The sequence below is a fragment of the Acinetobacter sp. YH12208 genome (assembly GCF_013418055.1).
In the GTDB taxonomy this organism is placed as follows: domain Bacteria; phylum Pseudomonadota; class Gammaproteobacteria; order Pseudomonadales; family Moraxellaceae; genus Acinetobacter; species Acinetobacter pseudolwoffii.
On record NZ_VPCT01000010.1, the window covers coordinates 72,779 to 92,447 of the forward strand.

Annotated in this window: 22 protein-coding genes; 16 read left to right on the forward strand and 6 right to left on the reverse strand. The window is 44.0% G+C overall.

What is annotated here, in order from left to right; genetic code table 11:
• Positions 1-279: 279 nt before the first annotated feature.
• The 3 genes from FTU95_RS10830 to FTU95_RS10840 form a co-directional block, all read right to left on the reverse strand.
• The gene (locus FTU95_RS10830; protein WP_005095980.1) at positions 280-564 is read right to left on the reverse strand and encodes a hypothetical protein; all 285 of its coding nucleotides are present in this window, start codon (positions 562-564) and stop codon (positions 280-282) included.
• Between the two features lie 41 nt (positions 565-605).
• Positions 606-1,223, reverse strand: coding sequence for an L-threonylcarbamoyladenylate synthase (locus FTU95_RS10835; RefSeq protein WP_005095982.1), 618 nt, complete (start codon positions 1,221-1,223; stop codon positions 606-608).
• 87 nt (positions 1,224-1,310) lie between these two features.
• Positions 1,311-1,973: an elongation factor P hydroxylase gene (locus FTU95_RS10840; RefSeq protein ID WP_180078506.1), complete on the reverse strand. Its 663-nt coding sequence runs from the start codon at positions 1,971-1,973 to the stop codon at positions 1,311-1,313.
• A 97-nt stretch (positions 1,974-2,070) separates the two neighbouring features.
• On the opposite strand from FTU95_RS10840, the gene FTU95_RS10845 reads away from it, so the two are divergent.
• The 6 genes from FTU95_RS10845 to lysM all read left to right on the forward strand — a co-directional run bounded on the left by FTU95_RS10845 (position 2,071) and on the right by lysM (position 5,832).
• Positions 2,071-2,628, forward strand: a complete 558-nt coding sequence (locus tag FTU95_RS10845; protein WP_004279226.1) for a DUF177 domain-containing protein — start codon at positions 2,071-2,073, stop codon at positions 2,626-2,628.
• Between the two features lie 77 nt (positions 2,629-2,705).
• On the forward strand, positions 2,706-2,888 hold the full coding sequence (gene rpmF / locus FTU95_RS10850; protein ID WP_004279227.1) for a 50S ribosomal protein L32: 183 nt from the start codon (positions 2,706-2,708) through the stop codon (positions 2,886-2,888).
• 223 nt (positions 2,889-3,111) lie between these two features.
• The gene (gene fabD / locus FTU95_RS10855) at positions 3,112-4,098 is read left to right on the forward strand and encodes an ACP S-malonyltransferase (RefSeq protein ID WP_180050563.1); all 987 of its coding nucleotides are present in this window, start codon (positions 3,112-3,114) and stop codon (positions 4,096-4,098) included.
• Positions 4,095-4,829, forward strand: coding sequence for a 3-oxoacyl-ACP reductase FabG (fabG, locus tag FTU95_RS10860; protein ID WP_180078508.1), 735 nt, complete (start codon positions 4,095-4,097; stop codon positions 4,827-4,829). The genes fabD and fabG overlap by 4 nt, the downstream gene beginning before the upstream one ends.
• An 83-nt stretch (positions 4,830-4,912) precedes the next feature.
• Entirely contained in the window at positions 4,913-5,149 is a 237-nt protein-coding gene (acpP, locus tag FTU95_RS10865) for an acyl carrier protein (protein ID WP_004646101.1), read from the forward strand.
• 185 nt (positions 5,150-5,334) lie between these two features.
• Complete coding sequence (lysM, locus tag FTU95_RS10870; protein WP_005095992.1) at positions 5,335-5,832, forward strand: peptidoglycan-binding protein LysM; 498 nt, start codon at positions 5,335-5,337, stop codon at positions 5,830-5,832.
• 110 nt (positions 5,833-5,942) lie between these two features.
• Here lysM and FTU95_RS10875 read toward each other — a convergent pair whose 3' ends face one another.
• The gene (locus tag FTU95_RS10875; RefSeq protein WP_005095994.1) at positions 5,943-6,410 is read right to left on the reverse strand and encodes an Lrp/AsnC ligand binding domain-containing protein; all 468 of its coding nucleotides are present in this window, start codon (positions 6,408-6,410) and stop codon (positions 5,943-5,945) included.
• A gap of 138 nt (positions 6,411-6,548) precedes the next feature.
• Between FTU95_RS10875 and FTU95_RS10880 the strand changes: the two genes are divergently transcribed.
• The 5 genes from FTU95_RS10880 (at position 6,549) to FTU95_RS10900 (ending at position 12,353) form a co-directional block, all read left to right on the forward strand.
• Complete coding sequence (locus tag FTU95_RS10880) at positions 6,549-7,808, forward strand: D-amino acid dehydrogenase (protein ID WP_180078510.1); 1,260 nt, start codon at positions 6,549-6,551, stop codon at positions 7,806-7,808.
• A gap of 23 nt (positions 7,809-7,831) precedes the next feature.
• Positions 7,832-8,944 carry an alanine racemase gene (alr, locus tag FTU95_RS10885; RefSeq protein ID WP_180078512.1) on the forward strand — a complete coding sequence of 371 codons (1,113 nt, stop codon included), beginning with the start codon at positions 7,832-7,834 and terminating at the stop codon, positions 8,942-8,944.
• Between the two features lie 45 nt (positions 8,945-8,989).
• Positions 8,990-9,352: a RidA family protein gene (locus FTU95_RS10890; RefSeq protein WP_005172374.1), complete on the forward strand. Its 363-nt coding sequence runs from the start codon at positions 8,990-8,992 to the stop codon at positions 9,350-9,352.
• A gap of 151 nt (positions 9,353-9,503) precedes the next feature.
• A complete protein-coding gene (locus FTU95_RS10895; RefSeq protein WP_005096004.1) occupies positions 9,504-10,943 on the forward strand; it encodes an amino acid permease in 1,440 nt (479 codons plus the stop codon).
• A 171-nt stretch (positions 10,944-11,114) separates the two neighbouring features.
• Positions 11,115-12,353, forward strand: a complete 1,239-nt coding sequence (locus FTU95_RS10900) for a hypothetical protein (RefSeq protein ID WP_373688074.1) — start codon at positions 11,115-11,117, stop codon at positions 12,351-12,353.
• A 57-nt stretch (positions 12,354-12,410) separates the two neighbouring features.
• On the opposite strand, the gene hemJ is transcribed toward FTU95_RS10900, so the two are convergent.
• Positions 12,411-12,863 carry a protoporphyrinogen oxidase HemJ gene (gene hemJ / locus FTU95_RS10905; RefSeq protein ID WP_100328923.1) on the reverse strand — a complete coding sequence of 151 codons (453 nt, stop codon included), beginning with the start codon at positions 12,861-12,863 and terminating at the stop codon, positions 12,411-12,413.
• Positions 12,864-12,886: 23 nt separating this feature from the next.
• Positions 12,887-14,116 (reverse strand): beta-ketoacyl synthase N-terminal-like domain-containing protein, encoded by a 1,230-nt coding sequence (locus FTU95_RS10910; protein WP_005096011.1) that lies wholly within the window; start codon positions 14,114-14,116, stop codon positions 12,887-12,889.
• Positions 14,117-14,391: 275 nt separating this feature from the next.
• Here FTU95_RS10910 and FTU95_RS10915 point away from each other — a divergent pair, with 275 nt between their 5' ends.
• The 5 genes from FTU95_RS10915 to FTU95_RS10935 all read left to right on the forward strand — a co-directional run.
• Positions 14,392-15,894, forward strand: a complete 1,503-nt coding sequence (locus tag FTU95_RS10915; protein WP_100534694.1) for an EcsC family protein — start codon at positions 14,392-14,394, stop codon at positions 15,892-15,894.
• A gap of 154 nt (positions 15,895-16,048) precedes the next feature.
• Positions 16,049-16,423, forward strand: coding sequence for a 30S ribosomal protein S12 (rpsL, locus tag FTU95_RS10920; protein WP_002050319.1), 375 nt, complete (start codon positions 16,049-16,051; stop codon positions 16,421-16,423).
• A 178-nt stretch (positions 16,424-16,601) separates the two neighbouring features.
• Positions 16,602-17,072, forward strand: coding sequence for a 30S ribosomal protein S7 (gene rpsG, locus FTU95_RS10925; protein WP_004279240.1), 471 nt, complete (start codon positions 16,602-16,604; stop codon positions 17,070-17,072).
• A gap of 128 nt (positions 17,073-17,200) precedes the next feature.
• The gene (gene fusA / locus FTU95_RS10930; RefSeq protein ID WP_005096016.1) at positions 17,201-19,336 is read left to right on the forward strand and encodes an elongation factor G; all 2,136 of its coding nucleotides are present in this window, start codon (positions 17,201-17,203) and stop codon (positions 19,334-19,336) included.
• A gap of 92 nt (positions 19,337-19,428) precedes the next feature.
• Positions 19,429-19,669: GTP-binding protein (locus FTU95_RS10935; protein WP_257220114.1), on the forward strand; the 241-nt coding region annotated here is incomplete at its 3' end.

Sequence of the window (19,669 nt, forward strand, 5' to 3'; positions counted from 1 at the left end):
TGATCTTCGGTATCTCATCGAAAGAAAAAGCATAGAATTAAGTGCCGTCATTGTACTGGAAAAGTAACTCTAAATAAATTAAATAAGGAGTCAAAGGCATAAAAACTTGAAAAAATAATGGAATTTATTTGCAATTTAAAAGAAGGCCCCAAAAAAACAGCCAGATAAGCGGGGCAAAGAGTCAATGTGTTACGGGTGGAAGCTATGACCATATCCATGTTTTAGTATCTGTTTTAGTATCCTGCGATATGATTAATACCTATCTGAGTGCTAAGAACTTCAGCGCGGTGAGGAAGGATATTCACTCAGTGCAAACTCAATCATACGTTGGCAAGTCTCTGCCAGGCATAGGTTCTGGCTTGAATAGATCTGTAATAGCTGTCGAAGCAAAGCCAAATTCATGAAAAACTGATATTCAGTAGCATCAATGTTTAGAGTGGGACTGGGCGAAGGATATGCTTCGATCATGATGGCCCTGGATTGAAGTGTCCAAGGCAGTTCTGCATAGATACAATATTGGGCAGAGAATTCATGCTGATTCAGCAGGATATAAAATAAATCCATAGACTGACTCCTGCAGTCGGCTGGAAATAAGATGGCATTCTTTATTCAAATGCGCTGACATCACCCACGCCACGACGAATAATTTCTGGATGATCACCAGATAAATCAATAATCGAGGTGGTGCTTAATGTACCTAAACCGCTATCGATAAACACATCAATGCGTTTGCCCAATTGCATTTCAATCTCAAAAGGATCATCCAGCGGATCGGTCTGGTCCGGCAAAATCAGGGTAGAGGTCAAGAGAGGCTCACCCAGTTCTTTGAGCAGCATCTGACACACCGGATTGCTCGGAATGCGCAGGCCAATGGTTTTCTTTTTGGGATGCATCAAGCGTTTCGGCACTTCACTGGTGGCCGGTAAAATAAAAGTGGTGACTGCTGGTGTATTGTTTTTGAGTAAGCGATACATGGCATTGTCCACTTTGGCATAGGTGGCAATATCGGATAAATCACAGCACAAAATTGCATATTGATGTTTTGGGCCAAGTCCGCGAATCTGCGCAATGCGTTCCATGGCACTTTTATTCCCAATCTGGCAACCAATCGCATAGGCAGCATCCGTGGGATAGACCACCACATCGCCAGCACGGATTCGTTCTACCGCCTGACTGATTAAGCGCGGTTGCGGGTTATCGGGGTGTACGCGTAAATGCAGCATAGAGGCTACTCCAAGCTTGGGCTGATGGCTTATTATGTGGCGCTCAGGCAGCGTCTGGCAATCACCAAAAAGGTAGATTTGTGTAATTTAATCAAGCATTTCACGTATAAATTCATCAGATTGTAAACTTTTGCCACCTCTGCTACAGGCACAGATACATTGAATAAAGCGTTGTGCATCCCGTGGCAATTTTGCCTCACCACGAAAATAAGCCTGCACTTGTGCATAGACATGATCTTTAAAGCGGGTTCCGTCACCGCCGTCACCAGTCAGGTTATCCAGCGACACCCGAAATTTACGCCCAAAGGCCTGGGCAAACATCCACTCGATTGCCTGCGGTTTAATTTCTACCTGTTCAAACAGCGCTTGTTGTTCGGCTGTACGCCCATCCGGGGCATACCAGTAACCAAGATCCGGAAGTTCCCGGCGTTTATCCCCGGCAATTGTCCAATGGCTGATTTCATGCAAGGCACTATTAAAGAATCCATGTGCAAACTGGATCCGGGCAGGACGGTCTACGCTTGCAGGGAAATATTCTGGTTCAAATTCGCCACGCACTAAAGTGACATTTAAATGGGAAAACCAGTGATTAAAGTGTAAGATGAGCCAGTCCACCTGCTGCGCTTCTGACGATAAATTCGCCCATGGCGAGAGTTGCACTTGTTGTGTTGAACTGTCAGAATCAAGGCTTGGAATTGTGCTAACGAGTGATGAAACATTCACTTCTGTTTGCGGCTGCAACAGATGCATGACTTGAGTTACCCAAATGGTCTGTCGAAATAAGTACGAAATTGTATCTTAATCTTTGACAGAGTACTGATGAATTTGTAGAATTGCCGCCTTAATTATGTCAGCAAATACCTTTCCGGCACAGATTGAGCCGTTTAAATGGGCTGAACAGGGCTTTAAATGGTCAGGTCAACTGCCTTTATCCCGCTTTGTTCGTATCGCTCGTGAAGCTGTTGGATCAATTGATGATCAATTGATTAACATAGACTGTAAGCTATCAATGGATGCCTATCATCGTATTGCATGGCTAGATGGTCACGTTGAAACAAAAGTTCCTATGGAATGCCAGCGTTGTCTGGAAACTGTAGAAATTGAGCTGGTTTCATCGTTCCATTTGGCACTTGTGGATGATGAGTCACTGATAGAGCGCTTGGATGAGGATGCTGATTTCATCGTCCTAGGTGAAAGTGAAGCAACGACCAAAGGTGATTATGATGCACCGGCGACCGCTGATTTACTCGCGCTGATAGAAGATGAACTGTTATTGTTGATGCCGTTGTCGCCTAAACATGAGTTTTGTGAACATAAGCATCAACCTGCCGTAGAAGAAGTGGCTGAAGAAAAACGGGACAACCCGTTTGAAGTTTTGGCTGCTTTGAAGGGTAAACTTAACTAATTTTTGTGTTATACTCTTGTGTATAAGACAATCGAATTTGTTCTGATCCATTTTTTCGATCTTTGTAAGGAGCCATCATGGCCGTTCAGCAAAACCGTAAAAGTCGCTCTCGCCGTGACATGCGCCGTTCACATGACGCTTTAACCGAGAATGCATTAACTGTAGACCAAGCTACTGGCGAGACTCACCGTCGTCACCACGTATCTAAAGATGGTATCTACCGTGGTCGTCAATTATTCGCTAAAGCATCTGCTGAATAATTGGTGATGTATTAAGCGTCAAGCTTAGTAGAAAAAATGGGAGCATTTAGCTCCCTTTTTTTTGTCTTTGATTTTTAGGTGTATCGGTTTTTTGTTGTATTTGGCAATTACCGCCAGCAAAATTACATGCTAAATTGCGCTCCACAATGATTTAGGTGGTCTTATTGGTCAGTCTTCTTGTTAGGATTGAAGAAGCACACCTCTTGAATGAAAGGATTTTATTATGTCTGCTACACCACTCGAACAAGCAGCGCCAGCAACAAAAACTGCATTTGTGTTTCCGGGTCAGGGTTCCCAAAAAGCTGGTATGCTGGCTGAGCTTGCAGAACAGTTTGCGAGTATTCGCGAGACATTTGCAGAAGCATCTGAAGCCGTCGGTTTTGATCTGTGGCAGATTGCGCAAACTGGCGAAAACTTAAATCAAACTGAATTTACCCAGCCGGTATTGCTGACTGCAAGTATTGCCTTATGGCGCGTGTGGTTGGAATCTGGCGGTGTAGCACCGAAATATCTGGCAGGCCATTCACTGGGTGAATATAGCGCACTGGTCGCATCGGGTGCTTTAAGCCTAGGTGATGCTGCGAAGCTGGTGAACCTGCGTGGCAAATTGATGCAAACTGCTGTACCTCAGGGTGTGGGTGCAATGGCTGCCATTTTGGGTCTGGACGATGCCAAAGTGATTGAGCTGTGTGCACAAGCAACTGCAGCAGGCGAAGGCTCTGTCGAAGCAGCGAACTATAATGCGCAAGGGCAAGTAGTCGTTGCAGGCAATAAAGATCGCGTTGAAGCAGTGATGGCATTGGCCAAAGAAAACGGCGGAAAAGCCATTGCATTGCCAGTATCGGTTCCATCGCATTGTTCATTAATGAAACCTGCTGCTGAACAGTTTGCTCCGGCATTGGAACAAACCGCCATTGAGCTACCACGCATTCCTGTATTACAAAATGTAGGCGCGCAAGCGGCAACCAGTGTAGATGAATTGCGTCAGGCGTTGACCGCGCAACTTTATGAGTCGGTACAATGGACTAAAACCTTACAATTCCTTCAAGATGAAGGTGTTGAGTACATCGTAGAATGTGGTCCGGGTAATGTATTGACCAACTTGGCGAAACGCTTGCCGAATATTCAAAAAGCACTTCCACTGGACAGTCAATCTCGTCTGGAAGATGCATTAAACACCGTATTGGCGGCAGAAGGGAAAAGTGCATGACACAGGAACGTAAAGTTGCTCTGGTAACAGGTGCAAGTCGTGGTATTGGTGCTGCGATCGCACAGCAATTGATTCAAGACGGTTATTTTGTCGTAGGTACTGCGACCTCTGAAGCGGGCGCTGAAAAATTATCTGCACAGTTTGCTGAAAATGGTGCGGGCAAAGTTTTAGATGTACGTGATGGTGCTGCGATTGATGCACTGGTGACGGAGATCGAACAGAACTATGGTCCAGTGCTGGCGTTGGTCAATAATGCAGGTATTACCAAAGACAATTTGCTGCTGCGTATGTCTGAAGATGACTGGGATGATATTTTAAATATTCACCTGAAAGCAGTTTACCGTTTGTCTAAGCGTGTACTCAAAGGCATGACCAAGGCGCGTTTCGGCCGCATTATCAATATCAGTTCTGTGGTGGCACACTTTGCCAACCCGGGTCAGGCCAATTATTCTGCTGCCAAAGCAGGTATTGAGGCATTTAGCCGTAGCCTTGCCAAAGAAATGGGTAGCCGTCAAATTACCGTAAACTCGGTAGCACCAGGTTTTATTGCGACTGAAATGACTGAACAGCTAAGCGAAGAAATTCGTAAAAAGATGACTGAGCAGGTGGCATTAAACCGTTTAGGTGATCCACAAGATATCGCAAATGCCGTAAGTTTCTTGGCTTCGGATAAAGCCAGTTACATTACTGGTACAGTTATGCATGTAAATGGGGGCTTATACATGAGCTAAGCTCAAGTATAAACTTTCCAAATTTTTTAGATTCAATTAAACTAACGGCATTAAAAACGCCACAAGCAATGAGGAGAATTCCTGTGAGCGATATCGAACAACGTGTTAAGCAAGCAGTTGCAGAACAACTTGGTATCAAAATCGAAGAGATTAAAAACGAAGCGTCTTTCATGGATGACTTAGGTGCAGATTCTCTAGATCTAGTTGAACTTGTTATGTCTTTCGAAAATGACTTCGACATCACGATTCCTGATGAAGATTCTAACGAAATCACAACTGTTCAATCTGCAATTGACTATGTTTCTAAGAAACTGGGTTAATCGCCGATTTCAGCTTTGCTGAGCATAAAGACCACCCTCTCGGTGGTTTTTTTGTGTCTGCTTTTCACCTAAATGGAAATTTTACAATCGATTACCTTTCTGTCACCAATGACTAACTATGCCTTGGCTATTTTCATTATAAAAATAAGAGTGATATGACATTAACGACAAGAATGGAGTTCCATATGGGTCTTTTTGATTTTGTAAAAGGTATCGGTAAGAAAAATACAGCTGCCGCAGAGCCGCAGGCCGCACCAGCAAATACTACTCCAGCCGCAGCAGCACAGCCCGCAGAGCCTTCTGCCCAAGAAGTCGCAAATAAATTACTTGGTCATGTAAAAGGTCTGGGTCTTCCGATCACTGGTTTATCCATCAGTTATAATTCAACCTCGGATCTGGCCACGGTCAGAGGTCAGGTGCAAAGTCAGGCCGATCGTGAAAAAATTATTCTGGCGGTGGGGAATATTGATCATGTGGCCAAAGTGGATGATCAGCTTACGGTCAGCAGCCCTGAACCGGAAAGCAAATTCTATACGGTAAAATCGGGGGATAGCTTGTCAAAAATCTCGAAAGAATTTTATGGTGATGCCAATCAGTACAATAAGATCTTTGAGGCCAATCGCCCATTGCTCAAAGATGCTGATGATATTTTCCCGGGACAGGTATTGCGTATTCCAGCCTGATTTTTAAGTCGAAAATAAATATCTAAATATCTTGTTCACCATAATGCCCCATTTGGGGCATTATTTTTTTGGAAACAGCTTGAGCGCTGAATGTTGAAAGATAAAAATAATTACCCGCCAAGATCCAGATAGAGACTTTCTTTTACTTCCTCCATGACCACATAACTATGTGAGGAAGCAGAAGCAGGTAATTTTTTTAGCAAATCGCCTAACAGACGCCGATAGGCACTCATCTCTTTGAGACGTGCCTTGACCAGATAATCAAAGTCACCGGAAATCAAATGACATTCCAGTACTTCTGGAATTTCGGTCAGATTACGCGCCACCTGATCAAATACATCACCCGATTTTGCAGAAAGCTTAATCTCCAGAAAGACCAGCAAATTGCGTTCTAGCAGTTCCGGATTTAAGCGCGCGTAATAACCCATGATAATGCCTTCGCGCTCCAGCCGTTTTACCCGTTCTGAACAGGGTGTGGTTGACAGGTTCACACGTGCTGCCAGCTCACTAATGGCAATCCGGCCATCGCGTTGCAAGATATCCAGAATCATGCGATCAATGCGGTCTAATTTACGCATCAATATTTCCCTCTTTTTTTTAATTCTGCCCGAAAAAAATGTTTATTTCACTAAATATATCATCTCAATATAGTTAAATTCACTATTGATCCAAAAATATACTAGTTAAATCAACTAGAAAAATTTGAGGGTAGTAAGATGCGCGTTTTGGTCTTAGGCAGTGGTGTAATCGGTGTGGCGAGTGCCTATTATCTGGCGCAGCAGGGTGTAGAGGTTACAGTGCTCGACCGTCAAACCGGGCCGGCTGAAGAAACCAGTTTTGGCAATGCCGGACAAATTTCTCCGGGCTATTCGACGCCATGGGCAGCACCGGGCATTCCATTTAAAGCAGTGAAATGGATGTTCCAGCATCATGCACCTTTAGCCATTAATTTAGATGGCAGTATGTGGCAGTTGAACTGGATGGCACAAATGCTGAAAAACTGTAATCCAGCCAGCTATGCGATTAACAAAGAACGTATGACCCGTGTGGCTGAATATAGCCGTGACTGTTTACGTGAATTGCGTAAAGAAACCGGGATCAGTTATGAACACCGTTCTAAAGGTACTTTGCAAGTCTTTCGTAACGAAGCGCAATTAGAGATGGTGCAACGTGATATTGCGGTATTGCGAGAATGCGGCGTACCGCATGAATTGTTGTTGGGCGCTGATCTGGCCAAAGTTGAGCCAGCCCTGGCGCATGTCCAGGATAAACTGGTGGGCGGCTTGCATTTACCTAATGATGAGACAGGCGACTGTTATTTATTTACCAATGCCTTAGCCAATGTTGCCAAAGAATTGGGCGTGCAGTTTAAATTTAACCAAAATGTTGAGCGTTTGGTGATTGAAGGCGATGAAATTAAGGGTGTCGTGGTCAATGGTGAAGTGCTGACGGCTGATAAATATGTATTGGCATTCGGTAGTTATTCGCGTGATTTCTTAAAACCTTTGAATCTGGATTTGCCGGTTTATCCAGTCAAAGGCTATTCACTGACCATTCCAATTGTTGATGCCAACTTTGCACCACAATCTACGGTGCTGGATGAAACCTATAAAATTGCCATTACGCGTTTTGACCAGCGGATCCGTGTTGGCGGTATGGCCGAACTGAGTGGTTTTAACCACAATTTGAAAGACAATCGCCGTGCCACTCTGGAAATGGTCACTCAGGAATTGTTCCCAGGCGGGGATCTGGCAGAAGCGAGTTTCTGGACCGGTTTACGTCCAATGACCCCAGACAGTACCCCGATTATTGGTGTAACGCGTTTTAAAAATCTGTTCCTGAATACTGGACATGGCACCCTGGGTTGGACCATGGCCTGTGGTTCGGGCAAGTTAATCAGTGACATTGTGTTGAATCATAAAACCGAAATCAGCACTGAAGGACTTTCACTCGGACGTTATTCACACGCGGCCTAAATTGCTGTTTCAAGGAAGAAGCTATGCCACGCCCAATTCAAGCTGTAGTGCACTTAGATGCATTGCAGCATAACCTGAAGATCGCCAAAGCCGCAGCGCCAAATGCCGAAGTCTATGCTGTGGTTAAAGCCAATGCCTATGGTCATGGTATTGAGCGAGTCTATTCAGCATTTCAATCAGCCGATGGTTTTGCCTTGCTGGATTTGGCTGAAGCGCAGCGTCTGCGTGCGCTCGGTTGGCAGGGCAAAATTTTACTGCTCGAAGGAATTTTTGCTGTAGACGATTTAGACGTCTGTGCTGCATTAGATTTAAGTTTTAGTCTACATAGCCAGCATCAAATCGCTTGGTTAACGCAGTTTCAGCAGATCAATCCAGACGCAAAATTTGATGTGTACTTAAAACTTAACAGCGGTATGAACCGTTTGGGTTTTCAGGCCCACGAATATACGGATATTTTTAAGCAAGTCCAGGCACTGGGCAATGTGCGCTCAATTAGCCATATGACGCATTTTTCCGATGCAGATGGTCAGCGCTTTGGCCAGAACGGCATTGATTATCAATATTCAATGTTCACGCAAATCATTGAACCCTTAGCCGGAAAAACTTCTGTCAGTAATAGTGCAGCCATCCTGCGCCATCATCACCATATTCAATCCGACATTGTGCGTAGTGGCATCATGCTGTATGGCAGTTCGCCTGACTATCCTGACCATACTATTGATGACTGGAATTTGCAGCCCGGCATGAGCCTGCGCAGTGAAATCATTGCGATTCAGTATATTCAGGCTGATGAAAGTGTGGGTTATGGTTCTAACTTCGTTGCGGAGCAGGCGATGCGCATTGGTGTGGTGGCGTGCGGATATGCCGATGGGTATCAGCGCATTTCAGCCACAGGTACACCAGTTCTGGTGGATTCAGTGCAGACTCAAGTTCTTGGTCGGGTCAGTATGGATATGCTTACCGTCGATCTGACCGCTGTCCCTCAGGCGACTGTGGGGAGTGAAGTGGTACTTTGGGGGAAATCTTCGCAAGGTGAAATTTTATCAATTGATGAGGTCGCGGCCGGTTCAGGAACCGTAGGCTATGAATTGATGTGTGCGATTACGGCTCGTGTACCGGTTTGGATTGAAAGCTAAAACTAAATATTGACCAAATAACGGAAGAAATTGAGAGGACATATGATGATGGAACACACCGATATCCAGCGTATTAACAGCAATCAGGTCATGAGTGCTGTCACCATTCACAACCAGACCGTGTATGTATCAGGGCAGGTGCCGGATAGCACCCGTCAGGATATTAGCGGTCAAACGCAGGAAGTGTTGACGAAAATTGATCAGCTGCTCAAGCTGGCAGGAACAGACAAAAGCCGACTGCTGTCGGCACAACTATTTGTGAAAAATCTGGAAGATTTTCAAACCGTGAACCAGATCTGGATTCACTGGTTGCAAGGACAGGGAACTCCGGCACGTGCCACCATTCAGGCAGATCTGGTCAATCCTGACTGGCTGATTGAAATTGCAGTGATTGCAGCACAGGCTTGAGTTGTTTTGATTTTTATATCTCCCAACTCAATTTTGTAAGGACATCAGCTCCGGTCATTTAGCTTTTTAAATGGAACTTCATCTGCATTCAGGATTTCAGGAAGAAATCCGATCAGATGGGCAAGGGTCTGATGCGAAAAAGGAACTAAACATGAATACAACATCCGCTAAAGATGACGCAGCGCCGTCGCAACATGAGCTACAACGCAAGCTATCCAATCGGCATCTGCAGTTAATTGCCATTGGTGGTGCAATTGGTACCGGTTTATTTATGGGATCGGGTAAAACTATCTCTTTGGCCGGCCCTTCAATTTTATTTATTTATATGATTATTGGCTTTATGTTTTTCTTCCTGATGCGCGCATTGGGTGAGATATTGTTGGCTAATTTACATTACAAATCATTTATTGATATGGCACGCGACCTGATTGGTCCGGGCGCGGCCTATTATATTGGCTGGTCTTATTGGCTTGGTTGGGTTCTGGTCGGGATTGCCGATTTAGCAGCGATTATTAATTATCTGAGTTTCTGGTTGCCTGAGGGTGTGGCCTTTACCCCCATCGGGCAGGCATTGATCAGTGTCGGCTGTGTGTTGCTGGTTCTGGGTTTGAACTTGCTGACGGTCAAACTGTTTGGTGAAATTGAATTCTGGTTTGCCCTGATTAAGATTTTAGCCATTTTAGGCCTGATCTTTATTGGCGGCTTTATGGTGTTGAACCAGTTTCAGGCACCAGATGGCAGTACTGCAAGCTTTAGCCATGTCTGGTCGGGTGGTATGTTCCCCAAAGGTGCGGATGGCTTCCTGGCAGGCTTCCAGATTGCCTTATTCGCCTTTGTGGGTGTGGAATTGCTCGGTACGATGGCAGCTGAAACCAAAGATCCTGAGAAAAATTTACCCAAAGCCGTCAATGCAATTCCAACGCGTATTATCTTGTTCTATGTGTTGTCATTGTTTGTAGTGATGTCAGTGACTCCATGGGCTAAAATTCCTGCGGATCAAAGTCCTTTTGTCAGCTTATTCATGCATGCCGGTATTGGTGCGGCGGCGATCATCATGAATCTGGTGGTCTTGTCATCCGTCATGTCTTCCATGAATAGTGGTGTATTCTCCACCAGTCGTATGCTTTTCGGATTGGCGCGTGGTCAACAGGCACCTGCCGCTTTGGCGCATCTATCGAAACGTTCTGTACCAGCCAAGGGTTTAATGTTCTCATGTGCCTTTATTATGGCTGGTGCAGCTTTGCAGTACTTTGTGCCCAATACCTTGGAAGCTTTTACTTTAGCGACGTCGCTGTGCGTGATTTTGTTTATTAGTATTTGGAGCTTAATTATGGTGTGTTATTTACGCTACCGTAAATTACGCCCTGAACAGCATGCCAACTCCACCTTTAAAATGCCGGGTGGGGTATGGATGAGCTATATCGTACTAACTTTTCTGGCTTTCGCTCTGGTCATTTTAAGTTTGGAGTCAGATACATTCAATGCATTAAAAATCAGTCCATTATGGTTGATTATTTTGGCAGTGACTTATTATGTACTGTATCGGCCGCGTGTCGCAGCCGCGAGAAAAGCTGCATTAGAAACACAATAAAATAGCTTAAAAAATCCCCGCCTGATCGGGGATTTTTTTATGGTGTGATGAATCATTTGTGAACTTTGTCCTGTGCCCTTAGAATTGAAGAAAAATTTATAATTAAAAATAAGGATCTATATGAGGGGATGGAGTAAAAACAGGCTGGGGTTATGGTCGCTTGGCATTCTTGTGGGAATAGCCATTCTGTTGGTATTCACTGCAAAATGGCTGCGTACAGATCAGCCTTTAACGGATACGGCAAAAAAGTTTATTCAGCCAGATTTAATCTATAGGGCAAATGTTCAGCAACACTCATATTTTTACTTATTGGGAATTGCTGCCAAAGATGAGGTTCACCCTCAGGCACTGGGTCGTTATCGTTACCATCGGGAATGGGCAAACTATATTCAAGATCAGAATGCTGCTGAAAATTTGCAGATTGACTCAGGATTAAACCGTCAGCTGAGCCGAGCTGGTTTTTCTGAACAGGAAAAAGAACTTCTTGAAAATCTGCAAATGCGTTTGGCTAATTCAGCTGAGCAGTTTTCTGCATTGGTGGTAGAACATAAAAAATTGCTACACGCTTTACTGGGGCGTGAGCGTATTCCTTTACAACGGTTTTCAGATTTATTGGAACACCAGGATTATATTTCATTGGTGATTCCGCCGCAGGCAGGCGGGCCTGATTATCGCTATATTCAAAATTTACAGTTGCTGAAACTGGCTCACATCCAGCTTGATTCAGGCTCTAAAGTGCAGGATTATGCACAGCAGTTTCATCAGGTTTTAGATTTTAGCCGGAACCGCTTGTCTTTGGTTGAAAAAATGCTGCTACAGAATTGGCTCAGTCAAATGATTGATCTGATTCGGATCGAGCAAAAAAATGAAAGCAATCCAGTCATGCTTAACAATCTGGATTCAGATCAATTGGGTTTAAAAGCAAGTCTGCAAAATGAATTAATGGGACATTATTTGCTGACCCAATATCTGGCACATGCCTCTGAAATCAGTCCTGTACAGCTAAAATGGCTGTATTTACCCAATACCACCTTTAATGCAATTGCAGCACAATATGAGGTGTACTGGATGCTTTCGGAAACACCGTATGTTGAACTGCAAGAGCGGTTTACGACAAGTGAGCCTTCTTCACTGTCTAAATGGCGACTAAAAAATGCGATTGGACATGTTCTAGCGCAGATCAGTAAGCCCAACTTTGAAAAATATATTGTGATGAATCATGTCTTAAGCAATAAAATTATGACTTTTAATGCAGTCAATTCAGGCAGTATAGAGATAGAGCTATTGAATCAAAATGCAGCAGGGCGACGTTATTTTCAGCAAGATGGAAAGTTATGTATAGCACTGCCATTTTCTCAACAGAAATTGTCTGAACTGAATCTGAAGCAGGATAGCTGTGTAAAAATCTAGAAGGCCAAAATAAAAAATCCCCGACGAATCAGGGATTTTTTATTTTTGCTCTATGCGTTAGAAGGTCGGTTTTACCACGACCAAAATTACCACAGCAAATAAGATCAGGGTTGGCATTTCATTAAAATAACGCCAGAACTTGTGTGACTTGTAATGGGCATTTTCCATCAGTTTTTTGCGGTAATGGCCACATACCAGATGATAAATCACCAATAAACCCACCAGACCCACTTTCAGGTAAAACCATAAAGCTTCATGATAGTGACGTGTTGCATCACCCCAATCGACCAGAAAGTGCGCTGTAATGAGGGTGGCCAGCATGGCAGGCCACATGATGCCACGATACAGCTTGCGTTCCATCACCTGAAAACGCGCGTGGCTTACGGCATCTTCGCTCATGGCATGGTAAACATATAGCCGTGGCAAGTAGAACAACGCAGCAAACCAGCACACCACAGCAATAATATGTAATGCTTTTACCCAAAGGAAAGCATCAGAAGGAGCATCCATCAAGTCACCCTAAAATGGGCGGCTTAGCCTTCCCATTTTTTGAAGATGAGACAAGCATTTACGCCGCCGAAACCGAAACTGTTACTCATCACAGTATTCAATTTTGCGTCACGTTTTTCAAGCACGATATCAAATGGTTTTGCGCCTTCATCCAGCTCGGTCACGTTAATGTTTGGAGCAATAAAGTCATTTTGCATCATCAGGATCGAGTAAATTGCTTCCTGAACGCCAGCAGCACCCAGGCTGTGACCAGTCATAGACTTGGTTGAGCTCAGTGGTGGAACTTTATCTTCACCAAATGCACGTGCCATTGCTTGAAGCTCGGTCACGTCACCAGCAGGTGTAGATGTACCATGAGTATTCACATAATCAATCGATTCAACACCATGTTGTTTGGCTTCTTCAAGTGCCATCAGGATACAGCGTGTAGCCCCTTCGCCACTTGGTGCAACCATATCTGCACCATCCGAGTTGGCCGCATAGCCCACCACTTCAGCCAAGATGTTTGCACCACGTGCTTGTGCATGCTCAAGTGACTCAAGCACCACAAAACCGCCACCACCGGCAATCACGAAGCCGTCACGGTCAGCAGAGTAAGGACGAGATGCAGTTTCAGGCGTGTCGTTGTATTTAGAGCAAAGCGCACCCATCGCATCAAACAATAAGCTTTGTGACCAGTGATCCTCTTCACCGCCACCAGCCAGCATCAAATCTTGTTTGCCCAGTTGAATCAGGTTGTAAGCATAACCAATGGCATCGGCAGAGGTTGCACATGCACTGGTAATGGTATGTGCTACGCCTTGTAGTTTAAAAGCGACACCGACGTTTGCAGTAATGGTGTTGGTCATATTGCGTGGTACAAAGAAAGGACCAATTTTACGCGCACCTTTGGTATCTAGAAGTTCTTTCATTTCAACCACTGAGGCAGTTGAACCACCACCTGAACCACCGGCAATACCATAGCGTGGATTATTTGCCAGATCTTCTTGTTTTAAACCGGCATGTTCAACTGCAGCAAGTGCCGAATTGTAGGCATACATTGCGCATACGCCCATAAAGCGTTTGAGTTTACGGTCAATACCGTCGAAATCCTGTTCGGCCGCAGCACTCACATGGCTTTTGAAATTGAGTTCAGCATAAGTCGGATTAAAACGTGTTCCTGAAATCCCATTTTGTAAAGAATGGTTTACATCCTCTAATGTATTACCAATACACGAGTTAATACCCATGCCAGTGATGACAACACGTTTCATCTACAGATCCTTATAGTTTAGCTCTACGTCCAGTGGCAGAAAATGGGCTATATAAAATCGCCAAATCCGGCCTCTAGCCTTATTTCATGATGGAGAACATGATAGCAGAAAGACTTTTGAAATCTTATGGCAAATGTTATGCCGTGTGACAGTCGGTTGGGTTTGTGAGTCGGCATGTAGGGATTTTACTAAATGACACAGAATAAAGTTGAGATAAATGCTGACTACACCTAGTATTTATATCAAATACAAGCACGTGAATGCTGAGGTAAAAAATGGTAAATGCTAATAATAAACAATCTAATGGTCTGATTTCGAATGCCTTTGGAGTGGCGAAAAAGTTCAGTTCAACCGGATTGGATTTATTGAATCATGTTGCACCAGACTCGGTGACGAAAGCACTTAAGCCGTCAAATTCCGGTCAGGTGATTGACGGTTCGGCGAAGACAAAAAGCGTTTTTTCGGCTAAAAAATATGATAATCCACAGCAAATGCTTCGTGAACATCTGCCAAATGTATCTCGCCAACTTCTAGGACACCGTTTTAATACCGTCAATAACGTGGCACATTTTGTTTCTCCTGAACTGACGGAGAAAGTATCAGACTATTTTTATGACCGCCTTAACCAGTTTAGTAACCAGAGCAGTTCGGTCGATGCCATTCTGAATGAAGCGGGAGCAAAAGACTTGGAAGAGTTGACTCAGGATGTCAATCGTTCTAAACGAATTTCACAGGCTTTGGGTGAGCAAAACAAATGGATTGCAACGGTACAGGGTGCAATCAGCGGTGCTTCTGGGGTGCTTGGTACAGCGATTGATATTCCGGCTTCTTTGTTAATGGCGCTACGTACCATTTATCAGGTCGGTCGCTCTTATGGTTTTGACCTGAGCAAAGAAGATGATCAGGAAATCGTACAACATATTTTTAGACAGCTAGACCTTGGCCTGATTGCTGAAAAGCAGACCTTATTATTGGGCTTAAAAGCGCTGAGTAATACGATTAAAACCCACGATATTTCCCAGCTTCAGACCATGCTAGGTTCTGATAATGATATGACTGCCATAAAGCAATGGTTAAACAACCATGAAGGCGAGGCGAAATGGGAATGGGTGAACAATCTGCCAAAAATTTCTATTTTAGAAAAATTAACGAAATTGACACCATTGGCAAGTGCTGGAATCGGAGCAGTTTATAGTCACCGTTTTGTTGATGATGTAAATCAGAAAGCTCAAGAAGCTTTCTCACATGCTCGACAATATCTGATTCAGCATCAAGATTCGCAATTGTCTCCCTATGCGGCCTATGAAAAAGCAGTCAATTTATTGCAACAGGCTGCACCTAAATTATTAGACAGTTCATCTCAGTCGATCGAGGCGCCAAAAGACGAGCCAATTCTGGATCAGGATATTGCAATTGAAGGCAATGATACAATTACTCAGGTCAAACTGGTTAAGAAAGAAAAGAATGATCTCAGTTCTGAAGAAGCTGAAGTGAAAAAAGATGAAAAAGTCAGTGAAGGTCTAGATGCCCTCAGTGATGAATTGGTTGAACCTGTGGCAGATAAACAATCGCAACAGCCTGCTTTAACCAAAACTTCTTTTGATCCTGACGTGGAAGCAGAGATACAAGCAGATAATACTGCTGAAAATGAATCGGAGACCGTGGAAAATGAGGGGCTAGAGGGGCAGGAGGATCCTGATTCTGCATCTGAAACAGCCTCAACAACATCTAAAGCTCAAGATGTTACAAAAAAAACTGCGAAGAATCCGAAAAAGTAAATGAATTCTGAGAGAAAATAGCAGCATAGCGTATAGTTGTTATTATATTTGGTCGACCTGAGCAGGTTGACCAATTTTACATCTTGAATTACAATTGCATGCCCTCAAAAAGCAGTATGTTTTTGGGGCTTTTTATTAACGGGAGAATTGCCAAATGGCAACAACAAATCAGTTGATCCGTAAGGGTCGTACGACTTTAGTTGAAAAATCTAAAGTTCCTGCGTTGAAGGCTTGTCCACAGCGCCGTGGTGTTTGTACACGTGTTTACACAACTACACCTAAAAAACCTAACTCAGCAATGCGTAAAGTTTGCCGTGTTCGCTTAACTTCAGGTTTTGAAGTTTCTAGCTACATCGGTGGTGAAGGCCATAACCTGCAAGAGCACAGTGTTGTTCTTATCCGTGGTGGTCGTGTTAAAGACTTACCAGGTGTACGTTACCATACCGTTCGTGGTTCTTTAGACTGTGCTGGTGTTAAAGATCGTAACCAGTCTCGTTCTAAATACGGTACTAAACGTCCTAAGAAATAATTCGTCGAGAATTAAATTTTAAGAACGTAGAACCGCAATCCTTTATCGTCTCGCTTGTCTGATTTCTGCATTTAATTTTGTGAAATTCAAGCGACGTGTAGTAAGGCCAGCGAATGCACATGACACTTTGTGCTCATGCTGGATAAACCTGAAGTGTCATCTTTATAGGTAGTTTAAAATGCCAAGACGTCGCGTAGTCGCTGCTCGTGAAATCCTTCCGGATCCTAAGTTCAGCAGCCAAACAATCGCTAAATTCATGAACCACGTAATGCAAGATGGTAAAAAATCTATTGCTGAAAGTATCGTTTACGGTGCTTTAGACCGCGTTCAAGAAAAATCTAAAGTAGACCCAGTTGAATTTTTCGAGACTACTCTTGAAAAAGTTCGTCCTATGGTCGAAGTAAAAGCACGCCGTGTTGGTGGTGCTACATACCAAGTACCTATGGAAGTACGCCCATCCCGTCGTACTGCCCTAGCTATGCGTTGGTTAGTAGATGCTGCTGCTAAGCGTTCTGAAAAAACTATGGCTTTACGTCTTGCTGGCGAGTTGCTTGATGCATCTGAAGGCAAAGGCGCTGCGGTTAAGAAACGTGAAGATGTGCACCGTATGGCTGAAGCCAACAAAGCATTCTCTCACTACCGTTTCTAAGCAGATAAAACAGGCCCTATTCAGGAAAGTGCTAAAACCGTCATGGTTTTGTCACCAAAGCGCTTTAAGTTGCTATGCAGCTTAAAGCGTCCTGTTTTAAACAACAAAATTTAGGAATGCTAGAAATCATGGCACGTCAAACCCCAATTTCTCGTTACCGTAACATTGGTATTTCTGCGCACATTGACGCAGGTAAGACAACCACTTCTGAACGTATTTTGTTCTACACAGGTGAGAGCCATAAACTTGGTGAAACTCACGAAGGTTCGGCAACTACGGACTGGATGGAACAAGAGCAAGAACGCGGTATTACCATTACCTCAGCAGCTGTAACATGCTTCTGGAAAGGTATGGCGAACCAGTTCGAACAACACCGTATTAACGTAATTGACACCCCGGGACACGTTGACTTCACGATTGAAGTTGAGCGTTCTATGCGTGTTCTTGACGGTGCGTGCATGGTTTACTGTGCTGTAGGTGGTGTTCAGCCTCAGTCAGAAACGGTATGGCGTCAAGCAAATAAATATAAAGTTCCACGTATTGCGTTCGTTAACAAAATGGACCGTACTGGCGCGAACTTCTTCCGTGCAGTTGAACAAGTTAAAACACGTCTTGGCGGTAATCCAGTGCCAATCGTTGTTCCAATCGGCGCAGAAGAAAACTTCCAGGGTGTTGTTGACCTAATCGAAATGAAAGCAATCATTTGGGATGAAGCATCTCAAGGTATGCAATTCGAATATGGCGACATCCCTGCTGACTTAGTTGCTACTGCTGAAGAATGGCGTACTAACATGGTTGAAGCTGCTGCGGAAGCATCAGAAGAACTCATGGACAAGTACCTAGAAGGCGAAGAGCTGACTAAAGAAGAAATCGTTGCTGGTATCCGTAAGCGTACATTGGCAAACGAAATTCAACCGATGCTTTGTGGTTCGGCGTTCAAAAACAAAGGTGTTCAACGTATGTTGGATGCTGTAATTGAATTCTTGCCAGCACCGACTGACGTTGAAGCGATCAAGGGTATCCTTGACGACAAAGACGAATCTGAAGGTTCTCGTGAAGCGTCTGACGAAGCTCCGTTCTCTGCACTTGCATTCAAAATTATGAATGACAAATTCGTAGGTAACTTGACTTTCGTTCGTGTTTACTCAGGTGTTCTTAAAGCGGGTAGCCCGTGTTATAACCCAGTAAAAATGAAGCGTGAGCGTGTTGGCCGTATCGTACAGATGCATGCGAATGACCGTAAAGATATCGAAGAAATTCGTGCGGGCGACATCGCGGCATGTGTAGGTCTTAAAGACACAACGACTGGTGATACATTATGTGATGAAAACCACGTAATTACACTAGAGCGTATGGAATTCCCTGAGCCAGTAATTGCACTTGCAGTTGAGCCTAAAACTAAAGCTGACCAAGAAAAAATGTCAGTTGCTTTAGGTCGTTTGGCGAAAGAAGATCCATCATTCCGCGTACGTACTGATGAAGAATCAGGTCAAACCATTATTGCTGGTATGGGTGAACTTCACCTTGACATCATTGTTGACCGTATGAAGCGTGAATTCGGTGTTGAAGCCAACATTGGTAAACCAATGGTTTCTTACCGTGAAACGATCAAAAAGTCAGTTGAACAAGAAGGTAAATTCGTACGTCAAACTGGTGGTAAAGGTAAGTTCGGTCACGTATACGTACGTCTAGAACCGCTTGCTGAAGACGCTGGTAAAGACTACGAATTCGTTGAAGAAGTTGTAGGTGGTGTAGTACCTAAAGAATTCTTCGGCGCGGTTGACAAGGGTATCCAAGAACGTATGAAGAATGGTGTACTTGCTGGTTATCCAGTAGTGGGCATCAAAGCGACATTGTTCGACGGTTCTTACCATGATGTCGATTCTGACGAATTATCATTCAAAATGGCGGGTTCTTATGCCTTCCGTGATGGTTTCATGAAAGCAGATCCAATCTTGCTTGAACCAATCATGAAAGTTGAAGTAGAAACTCCAGAAGACTACATGGGCGATATCATGGGTGACTTAAACCGTCGTCGTGGTATGGTTCAGGGTATGGACGATTTACCTGGTGGTACTAAAGCCATTCGTGCTGAAGTTCCATTGGCTGAGATGTTTGGTTACGCAACTCATATGCGTTCTATGTCTCAAGGTCGTGCGACTTACTCTATGGAATTTGCTAAATATGCTGAAACTCCACGTAACGTGGCTGAAGGCATCATTTCTAAGTTCCAGTCTGGCGGTAAAAAAGGTGACGACGAGTAATCTTTCGATTACTATAAGCCCAAACTAATTCATAGTTAAACCCAAGTGCTCATGCAGTGATCCTGCATGAGTAGTTTAAAAAGGAAGATCTCATGGCTAAGGCTAAGTTTGAACGTAATAAGCCACACGTTAACGTGGGCACAATTGGTCACGTCGACCATGGTAAAACAACTTTAACAGCTGCGATTGCAACTGTATGTGCGAAAAAATTCGGTGGCGAAGCGCGTGATTACGCTGCAATCGACTCTGCACCAGAAGAAAAAGCACGTGGTATTACAATTAATACTTCACACGTAGAATACGATTCTCCAACTCGTCACTACGCTCACGTAG

Coding starts and splice junctions, on each gene's coding strand:
- FTU95_RS10830 (WP_005095980.1), bottom strand. CDS start 564: ATGGATTTATTTTATATCCTGCTGAATCAGCATGAATTCTCTGCCCAA.
- FTU95_RS10835 (WP_005095982.1), bottom strand. CDS start 1,223: ATGCTGCATTTACGCGTACACCCCGATAACCCGCAACCGCGCTTAATC.
- FTU95_RS10840 (WP_180078506.1), bottom strand. CDS start 1,973: ATGCATCTGTTGCAGCCGCAAACAGAAGTGAATGTTTCATCACTCGTT.
- FTU95_RS10845 (WP_004279226.1), top strand. CDS start 2,071: ATGTCAGCAAATACCTTTCCGGCACAGATTGAGCCGTTTAAATGGGCT.
- rpmF (WP_004279227.1), top strand. CDS start 2,706: ATGGCCGTTCAGCAAAACCGTAAAAGTCGCTCTCGCCGTGACATGCGC.
- fabD (WP_180050563.1), top strand. CDS start 3,112: ATGTCTGCTACACCACTCGAACAAGCAGCGCCAGCAACAAAAACTGCA.
- fabG (WP_180078508.1), top strand. CDS start 4,095: ATGACACAGGAACGTAAAGTTGCTCTGGTAACAGGTGCAAGTCGTGGT.
- lysM (WP_005095992.1), top strand. CDS start 5,335: ATGGGTCTTTTTGATTTTGTAAAAGGTATCGGTAAGAAAAATACAGCT.
- FTU95_RS10875 (WP_005095994.1), bottom strand. CDS start 6,410: ATGCGTAAATTAGACCGCATTGATCGCATGATTCTGGATATCTTGCAA.
- FTU95_RS10880 (WP_180078510.1), top strand. CDS start 6,549: ATGCGCGTTTTGGTCTTAGGCAGTGGTGTAATCGGTGTGGCGAGTGCC.
- alr (WP_180078512.1), top strand. CDS start 7,832: ATGCCACGCCCAATTCAAGCTGTAGTGCACTTAGATGCATTGCAGCAT.
- FTU95_RS10890 (WP_005172374.1), top strand. CDS start 8,990: ATGATGGAACACACCGATATCCAGCGTATTAACAGCAATCAGGTCATG.
- FTU95_RS10895 (WP_005096004.1), top strand. CDS start 9,504: ATGAATACAACATCCGCTAAAGATGACGCAGCGCCGTCGCAACATGAG.
- hemJ (WP_100328923.1), bottom strand. CDS start 12,863: ATGGATGCTCCTTCTGATGCTTTCCTTTGGGTAAAAGCATTACATATT.
- FTU95_RS10910 (WP_005096011.1), bottom strand. CDS start 14,116: ATGAAACGTGTTGTCATCACTGGCATGGGTATTAACTCGTGTATTGGT.
- FTU95_RS10915 (WP_100534694.1), top strand. CDS start 14,392: ATGGTAAATGCTAATAATAAACAATCTAATGGTCTGATTTCGAATGCC.
- rpsL (WP_002050319.1), top strand. CDS start 16,049: ATGGCAACAACAAATCAGTTGATCCGTAAGGGTCGTACGACTTTAGTT.
- rpsG (WP_004279240.1), top strand. CDS start 16,602: ATGCCAAGACGTCGCGTAGTCGCTGCTCGTGAAATCCTTCCGGATCCT.
- fusA (WP_005096016.1), top strand. CDS start 17,201: ATGGCACGTCAAACCCCAATTTCTCGTTACCGTAACATTGGTATTTCT.